This is a genomic window from Hominimerdicola alba, assembly GCF_900109655.1.
Taxonomy (GTDB): Bacteria; Bacillota; Clostridia; order Oscillospirales; family Ruminococcaceae; genus Hominimerdicola; species Hominimerdicola alba_B.
This window is the reverse complement of the sequence record NZ_FOAT01000004.1, coordinates 1-12,087: the sequence shown is the minus strand read 5'-3', so window position 1 is coordinate 12,087 and position 12,087 is coordinate 1. Positions and strand designations below refer to the sequence as shown.

The following is a 12,087-nucleotide window of genomic DNA, read 5'->3' as shown; positions in this document are numbered from 1 at the left end:
AATGACCATGAAAGGTATTGTTATTCTGTTAGTTGTTCTTGCAGCTCTCGGATGCTGCTGTTTTACTCACCGCCGCGTGATCAAAGCACTTATCAGGCATGAACCTATGCCCCCTGCACCCAAGTGGCATTTCTGGTGCAAAAATAAAAGGAGTTAACTCCTGAGAAAGGTCGTAAGCATAATGCAGCAAGATACTGAAAATCGAAGTAAGATAATAATCCGTACAAGCATCACAGGAATAGTCGCAAACGTCTTCCTTGCCGCTTTTAAAGCCGTGATAGGTGTTCTGACCCACTCGATCGCTATCGTTCTCGATGCCGTAAACAATATCTCCGATGCTGGCAGTTCGCTGATAACCATTATCGGCACTAAGCTTGCAGGCCGTCAGCCCGATAAAAAACACCCATTCGGCTACGGCAGGATAGAATATCTCAGCGCTATGGTGATCTCGGTGATAGTCCTCTACGCAGGTATCACCTCATTTGTGGAATCCGTCAAGAAGATATTCAAGCCCGCCACCCCAGATTATTCGGTTGTCTCTCTGATAATAGTTGGCGTTGCCGTCATCGTGAAGATAGTCCTCGGCAGATATGCAAAAAGTGTGGGTGAAAAAGTCAACTCCGATTCTCTGGTAAACTCGGGCGAAGACGCTACCCTCGATTCTGTCATATCCGCATCAACTCTGGTGGCAGCCATAATCTTCATGACCACAGGTCTTTCTCTGGAAGCATGGCTTGGTGCTGTGATATCACTCGTTATCATAAAATCGGGATTTGAAATGCTGAAAGATACTATCTCTCAGATACTTGGCGAGCGCAGTGATCCCGAACTCGCCAAGAGCATCAAACAGACCGTCACCGATATCGAGGGCGTTCAGGGCGCTTATGACCTTGTGCTGAATAACTACGGACCGGACGCATGGAACGGATCTATCCATATCGAAGTTCCCGATACTTTCTCGGCTGATAGGATAGACAGACTTATCAGGGAGATACAGCTTGCTGTATATACCGCTCATAGGGTCGTACTTACTGCAGTTGGCGTGTATTCAATAAATACAAAGGACGAAGAATCAAAAGCGGTGGAAGAGAAAGTCCGCGAGATAGTTTTTGCCCGCGAACACGTACTGCAAATGCACGGTTTCTACCTTACTAAAGAGATAAATACTATCCGCTTTGATGTGGTGGTAAGTTTTGATGCACCCGACCGCAGGGAAGTTTATAAGCAGATAATTGCAGATGTGAAAGAAGCTTTCCCTGACCATAAACTCCAGATAGCGCTTGATACGGATTTTTCGGAAGAATAGTAAACTTGTGGAAACTGCCAAGGAAGAGAGCTTTGGCTCAAGCCTTTTGCGAAAGGCTTGCGGGAGCCACAGTCAGCAAAGCTGACTGTTAAGGGCAGAGCCCTTCGGTCAAGGCACAAAAGCGACGCGGCAACAAGGCAATAAATAGAAAAGCGTACTGACGACCAAATAGGGCGCGGCAAAAAAATTTCAGAGCGTGGACAATACAAACGTCCACGCTCTTTCTTTCTGCGTAAATATATTGCCGCGCCCGAAATCAACGGCGATAGCCACAGCCGACGCAGTCGCTGTTAGTTGATTTCTCGACCCGAGGAACGAGGGGCGAAAAACTCGCAAACTACCGCCAATAGCAAACATCCGACTATCCCAACTAGCTTAGCATGATTTTTAACTCACTCTCGGAATATCTCCGTCCACGTCCGCCCTTGATTTTTAAAACAAATTATGCTATGATAATGTAGAAGATATGAACAACCTCAATTCGGCACAAGACACCATAACTCAACCGAAGCAGAATACCAACTTTAAAATAAGGGAGAGATAACAAATGATGCATAAAATAACCGACCTCATCGAACCCGATAACGGCTGTGAAGGATTTGCAGAGGGCGAAGAACCCATGGTAACACTCGTCCTCGATGACGGCAGAAAAGTGAAAGTACCAGATATGACCGCCTACAAACGGGGCTGGGATATAGGTGCAGAAATATCCGATGAAGATATAGCAGAGTTTGCAAAATAAGACGGAGAGAAAATATGACACTTCTTATACTTGATTCGGGCAGAGGTTCGCGAATGGGTGACATCACCGACAGTCACCCCAAATGCATGACCGAGATATCAGCGAACGAAACTATCCTCAGCCGACAGCTGAAACTTGCTTATTCCGCAGGGCTGAAAAGAGTGGTGATAACCACAGGATATCTCAGCGAAGTGCTTGAAGATCACGTCCGCACTCTCGATATGCCCATTGATATCACCTTTGCAGAAAACCGCGACTATGATACCACTAATTATATATGGTCGATCTACCTTGCACGGGAACTTCTCGATGACGATATTATCCTGATGCACGGCGACCTGGTCTTTGACAGCCTTGTTCTCGATGATGTCATCGCCCATGAGGGCAGCTGCATGACGGTGTCACGTTCTTCACCACTGCCCGAAAAGGACTTCAAAGCCGTCATTGAAAACGGAAAGATAAGCAAGGTCGGCATTGAGTTTTTTGATAATGCCGCGGCTGCACAGCCACTCTATAAGCTGACGAAGAAAGACTTCTGCACATGGCTTGAAAATATCATCGCCTACTGCGAAAGCGGTATTGCTGAAAAGCGCACCTGTTACGCTGAGAAAGCTCTGAATGAAGTCACGGATAAATGTGATATACGTCCTCTTGATGTTGGCGAACTTCTTTGCAGTGAGATAGACAACGCCGATGATCTTGAAGAAGTGTCCCGAAAACTGGATAGTATAAATCGCAGAAGCGTTTATATGTGCTTCTCCACCGATGTTATACACAGCGGTCATATCGCTATCATAAAAAAAGCTTCAAATCTTGGCAGGCTGACCATAGGTGTGCTTTCGGATGAAGCTGTTGCGGGCTATAAGCGTTTCCCGCTTCTGCCATACGAAGAGCGCAAGACAATGTTTGAGAACATCAGCGGAGTATCCCGTGTGGTAGGTCAGCGGGACCTTTCATACAGGGAGAATATCATGCGTCTGCGCCCCGATATAGTTGTACACGGCGACGACTGGCGAAAAGGCGTACAGCGTACAGTCCGCGAGGAAACTCTCGTCCTGCTGAAAGAATACGGCGGCAGACTGGTAGAGTACCCCTACGCCTATGATGAAAAATATATCGAGATCGAGCGCCGTTCTCTGGCTGAACTTTCTACACCAAGCATAAGGCGAAGCCGTCTGAAAAAGATGCTTTCCATCAAAGGTCTTGTGACCGCAATAGAGGCACATAGCGGACTAACAGGGCTAATAGCCGAAAAGACAGTGGTTTGCGAAAACGGCGGCGCAAGACAGTTCGATGCCATGTGGATAAGCTCTCTCTGCGATTCTACCGCAAGGGGCAAGCCCGATATCGAGCTTGTGGATATGACCAGCCGTTATCGGACGGTCGATGAGATAATGGAAGTAACTACCAAGCCCATAATATTCGACGGTGACACAGGTGGTCTTACGGAGCATTTCGTGTATACCGTCCGCACCCTTGAACGCATGGGTGTTTCAATGGTCATTATCGAGGACAAGACGGGTCTTAAAAAGAACAGCCTTTTCGGCAATGAGGTCGTACAGACTCAGGCGGATATCAAGGATTTCTGCGGGAAGATAAGCGCGGGCAAGCGTGCGCAGAATACAGCCGATTTCATGATATGCGCCCGCATCGAGAGCCTTATCCTTGAAAAAGGAAATGAGGACGCTTTGGAAAGGGCTTTTGCCTATACCGAAGCAGGTGCAGATGCCATAATGATACACAGCCGAAAGAAAGACCCCTCGGAAGTTTTTGAGTTTGTGGAAAGATTCAGGGCGCAGGACGATGATACTCCGATAGTCGTGGTGCCTACGGCTTTTGATTCCGTCACCGAGGAAGAGTTCAAAGCGCGGGGCGTGAACATAGTCATATACGCAAATCAGCTGACACGAAGCAGTTTCCCTGCAATGAAAAATGCGGCGGAAATGATACTCAGGAACCACCGTGCTCAGGAATGCGATGATATATGTATGCCATTCAAGGAAATAATCAGGCTGATACCCGACGACATAAAGGGAGATAACTATGGACGTTAAAAAACTTACCGATATAATAGGCGCAGACTTCTATACAGGTGTTCCCGACAGCCTTCTCAGACCCCTCTGTGATATGCTGATGGACAGATACGGCACCGACCCCGCACATCATATAATCGCTGCAAACGAGGGCAACTGTACAGCAGTAGCAGCAGGCTATCATCTTGCCACAGGCAGGATACCTGTGGTTTATATGCAGAATTCGGGTGAGGGCAATATCATCAATCCTGCCGCAAGCCTATTGAACAGAAAGGTATACGCCATACCCATGCTTTTCATAATAGGTTGGCGAGGAGAACCGGGAGTTCATGATGAACCACAGCATATATATCAGGGGGAAGTTACCCTGAAACTTCTGGAAGATATGGAGATAGAAAGTTTCGTAATAAGTAAGGATACCACCGAAGACGAAGTACGCCGCGCACTTGCAGAGTTTGAAAAAGCCTTTGCCGAGGGCAGACAGGCTGCCTTTGTGATACGCAAGGGCACACTGACCTATGAAAAGAAAATGTCCTATAAAAACAGCTATGCCATGTCCCGTGAGGAAGTCATCAGGCATATAGTTTCATTTACCGCCGATGACCCTGTGGTATCCACCACGGGAAAAGCCAGCCGCGAACTATTTGAGATAAGAGAACAGAACGGTCAGCACCACGGCAGAGATTTCTTGACTGTAGGCTCAATGGGACATAGTTCATCCATCGCACTGGGCATTGCCCTTAATAAAAAGGATAGGAAAGTATGGTGCATAGATGGCGACGGCGCAATGCTGATGCACATGGGCAGCCTTGCGGTAATAGGTTCGGTAAAGCCCGAGAATCTGGTGCATATCGTGATAAACAATTCTGCTCACGAGACTGTTGGCGGACTTCCGACTGCTGCGGGGCAGACAGATATAACTGGTATAGCACGTGCCTGCGGTTACAGCAGGGTGTTTTCGGCGGATAGTTTTGAGAGCCTGGACGAAGCCCTGACTGCCGCACAAGATGGTAGCGGACTCACATTCATCGAGGTGAAATGCGCACTGGGCGCACGTGCAGACCTTGGCAGACCCACGAAAACAGCCCTTGAAAACAAGGAGAATTTCATGGAACATCTTGCCAATGACTGATATCAAAGCAGTGCATCTATCTTTTCGGTAACGTCAAGCACAGTTTGGATATCGGTAAAAGTATCTCCCGTTTCAAGAGAATGGTTAGCGCCATTATACTCATTCAGGGGGACAAGATGCTTTCTGCAAAGCTTGCGGATAGCTTCGGTGTCAGCCCACGGGTCGGATGTGCCGTGGAAAGCTGTACAGCGGTGAGATAGGCTTTCAAATGTGGCTTCAAGGGGTGTAAGCAGTATGCATGAGGCGTTGATGCCCGATGTTTCGCGGTAAGCAAGGCAGGCAATTGTGCCTATGCTTTTGCCGATGAATACCACTTTTTCGTATTGCGAAAAATCAATTACAGAAAGCTGTTCCGATGCGAGGGCAAGAGCGTGGTCTGCCGCTCGGGACATTTTTTCTTCGTTGCCCTTTGTCGTGTTATCGAACCCCGAAAATTTAAGAGGTATCACATCATAGCCCTTGCTTCTGGCTAGTTTTGCCGAGTAATAAAGCAGGGGCTTTTCGCAGTGGTAGCCTATGCCGGGGAAAAGAACGCATAGCTTCATAAAACATTTCTCCTTTCTTTGTGTTGCTGTTATATTGATTATATCACAAGAATAACGGCAAGTCAATCGTAGAATTTGGTGACAATGAGCAAAAACTGAGTTGACAAACCTTGGGATTGGTAGTACAATATAAAAAATGACATTTGTTTTAACTAATGAAAGGGAGTCATTTAAATGGGAAGAACAGACAGGATATTTCCGGATAAATATATAGATCTCCATCTTCATCTTGACGGGGCTGTTACTTCAGATATTGCAAAGCGCCTTGCTGATATGCAGGGGATAGTACTGCCAGCTGAGAGCGACGCCCTTGAAAAGCTTCTTTCGGTGGGTGAGGACTGCAAAGATCTCAATGAGTTTCTTGAATGTTTTGAACTTCCGCTGAAGCTTTTGCAGACAGTCGAAGCACTGGACGAGTGTGCATTTCTTGTGGCAGAAAAAATGCGTGAGCAAGGGGTCATCTATGCCGAGATAAGGTTCGCACCGCAGCTGCATTGTGAGAAAGGGCTTACTCAGCGTGACGCTGTTGATGCTGTCATCAGAGGACTTTCACGCAGTGGATTAAAAACAGGGCTGATACTCTGCTGTATGCGTGGTTCGGACAACGAAGAAAAAAATCTTGAAACGGCTGAACTGGCAAAAGAGTATCTGGACAAAGGAGTTAACGCTCTTGACCTTGCAGGTGCCGAGGGGCTTTTTTCAACGGAGAATTTTGCGGAGCTTTTTGCAAAGATACGTGAAAGCGGAGTACCCTTTACAATACACGCAGGTGAAGCCGATGGCGCGGAGAGCGTTAGAAAAGCGCTGGAATTCGGGGCTTCTCGCATAGGTCACGGAGTAAGGATAAATGAAGACCCCGAGCTGGTATCTATTATTGCTGAACGGGGAATACCTCTTGAAATGTGCCCAAACAGCAACAGGCTCACACATGCGGTGGAGGATATGAATGATTATCCCTTTATGGATTATCTCAGCCGAGGGATAAAAGTTACGATCAACACTGACGATCCTGCGATAGAGCGTACCGATATCGCGGCGGAGTTCAGATATATGGAGAGCCGTTTTGGTATGACTGCGGAGCAGAAGCGTGAAGTACTGTTAAATGCGGCAGATGCTGTTTTTGCGAACGATGAGGTCAAACAATGGCTCAGAGATCAGATCGCCCCGGGGGTGAATGAAAAATGATGGAGTATAAAAATACCATAATCGCCGCACTGGTGATATCCGAAATTATCGAAATGATCGGTGCATACGGGATATTCAAAAAATGCGGCAGACGACCCTGGCTGGCTTTCATACCTTTCCTCAGGCATGACCGCATGGGCAAATGCGCGGGCAGAGAGCAGGAAGGTCGCTCGCTGATGCTCATAAGTCTGGGCATCGTTGTGATGATAACGACGGCTTATCTTTACAAGCCTAACAGCCTGCAAAGTATGATATCCCTGTTTTTGCTGATACTGCTGATGATACCATGCGTGATATACAGCATACGTGTTTATTTCGGGCTTGCTGACGCTTTCGGGCGAAACAGGCTCTGGGTTATACCCTGGCTGGTACTCAGGTGTTTTTGTGCACTGCTCTGGGGCTTGGGAAAAGGCTTTCATACAGCCGATGGTTATCCATTTGACGATGAAGATGTCGCTCCCGAGGTCAGCGGACTTGAAGCTGAATCGCTCGGTGAGGGACTTTCGATAAATATTACCAAAAGAACGGCGATGAATTTTCTTCAGCGCAAGGTGCTCCTCAGAGATATACACCTTAGCATACCCAAGGGACACATGGTGCTTCTGCTTGGGGGCTCGGGTTCGGGCAAGACTACTTTCCTGAATGCGGTAACGGGTTATGAAAAGGCAAAGGCTGTAATAACGCTGGCAGGCAGCAATGTTTACAAGGATTACAAAAGCATGAAGTACGATATCGGATTTGTACCCCAGCAGGACCTTGTGCGCGGAAGTGATACGGTCTACCGGACGCTATCCGATGCGGCTTCGCTGAGACTTCCCACGGAGATGAAAGGCGATGTAAGGCGGAACAGGATAAACGAAGTTCTTGATACTTTCGGACTTATGCCTGTAAAGAGCAGTCTTGTGGACAAGCTTTCGGGCGGTCAGCGGAAAAGGCTTTCCATCGCGATAGAGTATATCTCAGACCCGACGCTATTTATTCTGGACGAGCCCGATTCGGGACTTGATGGAGTAATGGCGAGGGCGCTTTTCGAGAAGCTTCGCGGTATTGCGGACAGCGGAAAGATAGTAATAGTGATAACCCATACTCCCGACCGTGTGGCTGACCTTTTTGATGATGTGATAGTCGTAGCAAAGGACGCACACCGCACAGGCAGACTTGCATACTACGGTGCGGCTGAAAAGTCCTACGGTTTTTTCGGGAAGAAGTCCATGGAAGAAATACTGATGTCCGTTAACCGCCGTGAAGAGGGCGGCGAGGGCAAGGCTGATGAATTTGTAAGAAAGTATGCGACCGCTGTGGCAGGAGGTGAGCTTTAATGGAAACTGCTGTAGGTGTAAGGCATACGGGCAGGGCAAGGCAGACTTTTGTATACCTTGGCAAACTGTTCCGTATGTTCATATTCCGAAACGATTGGAAAGTTATGCCCATGGCGGCTGTCATATCGGGACTGGTATCCTTTGTTGTGGGCAAAAAGATGAATGTTTCCATGGAGGGCACGCTGAGGGGAGCGTTCGCGTTTTCCTGCATATGTATCTGGAACGGTTTTTTCAATTCGATACAGGTGATATGTCGTGAAAGACCGATCATAAAGCGTGAACACCGCTCGGGACTGCACATGACGGCTTATGTATTCGCGCACATGATATATCAGGCGTTTTTATGCGGAAGTCAGGTCATCATCATGATATTTGTGATGATAGTTGCAAAGGTTCGTATGCCTGAAAACGGTTTGGTATTTGAGGCTGGATTCGACTTGTTTGTGACTATGTTCCTTATTACATACGCGGCAGATATGATATCCCTTTTCATATCATCGGTGGTGAAGAACACCACTACTGCCATGACATTCGTGCCATTTTTGCTGATATTCCAGCTGATATTCTCGGGAGGATTTTTCTCACTGGAGGGCAAGGCTTACAAGATGTCTTATCTGACGGTTTCAAAATGGGGTTTGACCTCGCTTTGTGCACAGGGGCATTATAATGACCTGCCCATGACTTCGCTATGGACTTCCATGAGCAAGATGAGAAGTCTTGAAGTGGAGGGAGAAAAGCCGGTGGATGATATGCTTGACTACATCACAGCATCAAACCGTAAGGACGAGCTGATGCTGAAATGCGGAAGCAACAATCAGGAGAAGAAGTACGAATCCTCAACTAAGAATGTATTGAAATGCTGGGGAAATCTTGGTATCTTCATAGTTGGTTTTGCATTCCTCTCTATCGTTTCGCTTGAGTTTATCGATCAGGACAGAAGATAGTATCTTTACGGAGAATGGCATTGGCTGTTCTCCGTTATTTTGTTGACAGGGTCTGGTCATTGCTGTGCTTCTTTGATATGAGCTCGCGAGAGTCGTCAAGATACTTCCCCTTATACAGCATAACACGCCACCTCGTATGCCGTAGTCATAGTGGGCAGCTGCCTGTCTGCGTGCGCATAAGTGGGAAATATATTCATGCTTTCTTATATACAGCGATTTTTACTGAAAAGTTGTACGTTTTTGTACAACTCTTGCAGAAATATGTCTGAGTTAAAATATAAAACGTATGTTTGCATGATATCTGACGTGTGAGGTCGTTTATAACTCACAATGATGGGCTGACGGAGGTCTCGGGCTCGAAAGGTATGATTTTTTATGGTTTTCTTTATTGACAACACGGGTTTTGCGTGGTATAATTGAAAAGTATGAAAATCAAGGTTAGTTAAAATCTTACAGCGACGGGGCTGCACAGGGCAGTTACGGCTGAAGAAGGAAAAGGGTTGTTTTATGAGCAGTAATAAGATAGGATTCGATAATGACAAATACCTTAAGATGCAGTCCGAGCGTATCCGCGAGAGGATAGCGGATTTCGGAAGCAAGCTGTATCTGGAATTCGGCGGAAAGCTTTACGACGATTTCCACGCTTCGAGAGTTCTCCCCGGCTTCAAGCCCGACAGTAAGCTGCAGATGCTTTTACAGCTGAAGGACGAGGCTGAGATAGTTATTGTCATCAATGCAAATGACATCGAGAAGAACAAGATAAGAGGCGATCTGGGCATCACATATGATATCGATGTTATTCGTCTTTATAATGTGTTCACCAAGATCGGGCTTTATGTAAGCTCGGTAGTACTGACAAGATATGACGGTCAGCGTTCCGCTGTGGCTTTCCAGAAGAGACTGGAGGCTCTGGGCGTAAAGGTATATCATCACTATGCTATTGAGGGTTATCCTGCTAATCTTCAGCTTATTATGAGCGATGAGGGTTATGGCAAGAACGATTATATCGAGACCACACGCAAGCTGGTTGTGATCACAGCTCCCGGTCCTGGAAGCGGAAAGATGGCTACTTGTCTTTCTCAGCTTTATCACGAGCACAAAAGGGGCGTAAATGCTGGCTATGCTAAGTTCGAGACTTTCCCGATATGGAACATACCACTTAAACACCCTGTAAATCTGGCTTACGAGGCTGCTACCTCAGACCTGAACGACGTTAATATGATAGACCCGTTCCATCTTGAAGCATATGGAGAGACCACAGTAAACTACAACCGTGATGTGGAGATATTCCCCGTACTGAATGCGATGTTCGAGAATATCCTTGGTACTTCGCCCTACAAGTCGCCTACTGACATGGGCGTAAATATGGCGGGTAACTGCATCGTTGATGATGAGGCAGTACGTGAGGCTGCTAAGCAGGAGATAATCCGCCGTTACTATGTTGCCCTTTGTGACAGAAAGAAGGGTACTTGTTCCGAAGAAGATACTTACAAGCTGGAAATGCTGATGAATCAGGCGAAAGTAAGCACTGCTGACAGAAAGGTAGTGGCTGCTGCGCTGAAAAAAGAAGAGGAGACAGGTTCTCCTGCGGCGGCAATGGAGCTTCCCGATGGTACTATTATCACAGGTAAGACTTCAAATCTGCTGGGTGCCTGCTCTGCACTTATACTCAATGCTCTGAAGTATTTCGGCAATATAGATGATGATACGCTTCTGATGTCGCCCCATGTAATTGAGCCGATACAGAATCTGAAGACAAATCATCTCGGCAACAACAACCCAAGGATACATACAGATGAGACACTGATAGCGCTGTCTATCTGTGCTGCTACCGATGAAAATGCTAAACGTGCTATGGATCAGCTTGAAAAGCTCCGTGGCTGTGAGGTACATTCTACGGTAATACTCAGCGCGGTAGACGAAAGGATATTCAAGCGTCTTGGTATCAATCTCACCTGCGAACCTAAATTCAGCTAAATGTTTTGAGAGGACTGTGGAAAACGGTCCTCTTTTTGTACTATATAAAGGAGGAGTTTGGATGATATTTATCACAGGGGATACTCACGGTGAATATAATGATACGGTAAGTCGTTTCGCGGAAAACGGAGTCGGGAAAGGTGATACTGTTATAGTGTGCGGGGATTTTGGCTTTGTGGGACGCATCGGCGGGAAACATCAGTATTATCTGAAACAGCTGGCGAAAGAGGAGTTTACGATACTGTTTGTGGACGGGAATCACGAGAATTTTGATGTGCTGGAGACTTATCCTGTGGTGGAATACTGCGGTGGCAGGGCGCACAAGGTGGCGGAGAATATATATCATCTGATGCGGGGACAGATATTCGATATAGAAGGGAAGAGGTACTTTACTTTCGGCGGTGCGTATTCCATAGATAAATTTATGCGCAAAGAGGGAAGAAGCTGGTGGGCGCGTGAACTGCCATCTAATGAGGAATACAAGGAAGCAGGGGAGAATCTGGAAAAGGTCGGATACAAGGTGGATTATGTGCTGACGCATACGATGCCTGATTCGATGATATACCGGATAGGGAAGAATACAGATGTACATGATGCCGAATTGACGGGGTATTTTGAGTGGCTATACAGACAACTGGATTTTAAGAAATGGTTTGCAGGGCATTGGCATATAAACAGAAACTTTGATGGTAAAATGTATATACTGTATGATGAGATGATAAGGATGGAAAAGTAAGTTTAGATTTTCTAATTGTCAAAATGCATATAATATTGTCGGAACTTGTAGAATCGTTTTACATCGAAAAGTGTTGACAAACGCGAAAAATGGTGCTATAATAATTAAGCTGTCAACGAGAGAGCTTAAGAGAAGCGAAAGAGCGCAGGAAACTTAGGGATAAGAGAA

General features: G+C 46.6%; 11 protein-coding genes. 10 read left to right on the top strand and 1 reads right to left on the bottom strand.

Features of this window, described 5'->3' with window-relative positions; translation table 11 throughout:
• Positions 1 to 7 precede the first annotated feature (7 nt).
• From BMY75_RS17945 to aepY, 5 genes are all read left to right on the top strand, one after another.
• On the top strand, positions 8 to 157 hold the full coding sequence (locus tag BMY75_RS17945; protein ID WP_170844264.1) for a hypothetical protein: 150 nt from the start codon (positions 8 to 10) through the stop codon (positions 155 to 157).
• A 24-nt stretch (positions 158 to 181) separates the two neighbouring features.
• Positions 182 to 1,306 carry a cation diffusion facilitator family transporter gene (locus BMY75_RS05975; RefSeq protein ID WP_074831144.1) on the top strand — a complete coding sequence of 375 codons (1,125 nt, stop codon included), beginning with the start codon at positions 182 to 184 and terminating at the stop codon, positions 1,304 to 1,306.
• 547 nt (positions 1,307 to 1,853) lie between these two features.
• A complete protein-coding gene (locus BMY75_RS05970) occupies positions 1,854 to 2,048 on the top strand; it encodes a hypothetical protein (protein WP_074831141.1) in 195 nt (64 codons plus the stop codon).
• 14 nt (positions 2,049 to 2,062) lie between these two features.
• Positions 2,063 to 4,102 carry a phosphoenolpyruvate mutase gene (gene aepX, locus BMY75_RS05965; protein WP_074831139.1) on the top strand — a complete coding sequence of 680 codons (2,040 nt, stop codon included), beginning with the start codon at positions 2,063 to 2,065 and terminating at the stop codon, positions 4,100 to 4,102.
• Positions 4,092 to 5,213 carry a phosphonopyruvate decarboxylase gene (gene aepY, locus BMY75_RS05960; protein WP_074831136.1) on the top strand — a complete coding sequence of 374 codons (1,122 nt, stop codon included), beginning with the start codon at positions 4,092 to 4,094 and terminating at the stop codon, positions 5,211 to 5,213. The genes aepX and aepY overlap by 11 nt, the downstream gene beginning before the upstream one ends.
• Positions 5,214 to 5,215: 2 nt before the next feature.
• Here aepY and BMY75_RS05955 read toward each other — a convergent pair whose 3' ends face one another.
• Positions 5,216 to 5,758, bottom strand: a complete 543-nt coding sequence (locus BMY75_RS05955) for an alpha/beta hydrolase (protein WP_074831134.1) — start codon at positions 5,756 to 5,758, stop codon at positions 5,216 to 5,218.
• A 174-nt stretch (positions 5,759 to 5,932) separates the two neighbouring features.
• Between BMY75_RS05955 and add the strand changes: the two genes are divergently transcribed.
• The 5 genes from add to BMY75_RS05930 all read left to right on the top strand — a co-directional run bounded on the left by add (position 5,933) and on the right by BMY75_RS05930 (position 11,919).
• Entirely contained in the window at positions 5,933 to 6,943 is a 1,011-nt protein-coding gene (gene add / locus BMY75_RS05950; RefSeq protein ID WP_074831131.1) for an adenosine deaminase, read from the top strand.
• Positions 6,940 to 8,262 carry an ATP-binding cassette domain-containing protein gene (locus BMY75_RS05945; protein WP_074831129.1) on the top strand — a complete coding sequence of 441 codons (1,323 nt, stop codon included), beginning with the start codon at positions 6,940 to 6,942 and terminating at the stop codon, positions 8,260 to 8,262. The genes add and BMY75_RS05945 overlap by 4 nt, the downstream gene beginning before the upstream one ends.
• Positions 8,262 to 9,206, top strand: coding sequence for an ABC transporter permease (locus BMY75_RS05940; RefSeq protein ID WP_074831126.1), 945 nt, complete (start codon positions 8,262 to 8,264; stop codon positions 9,204 to 9,206). Before BMY75_RS05945 ends, BMY75_RS05940 begins: the two co-directional genes overlap by 1 nt.
• Before the next feature lie 507 nt (positions 9,207 to 9,713).
• Complete coding sequence (locus BMY75_RS05935; protein ID WP_074831123.1) at positions 9,714 to 11,183, top strand: DUF1846 domain-containing protein; 1,470 nt, start codon at positions 9,714 to 9,716, stop codon at positions 11,181 to 11,183.
• Between the two features lie 61 nt (positions 11,184 to 11,244).
• Positions 11,245 to 11,919: a metallophosphoesterase gene (locus BMY75_RS05930; protein WP_074831120.1), complete on the top strand. Its 675-nt coding sequence runs from the start codon at positions 11,245 to 11,247 to the stop codon at positions 11,917 to 11,919.
• Positions 11,920 to 12,087 lie beyond the last annotated feature (168 nt).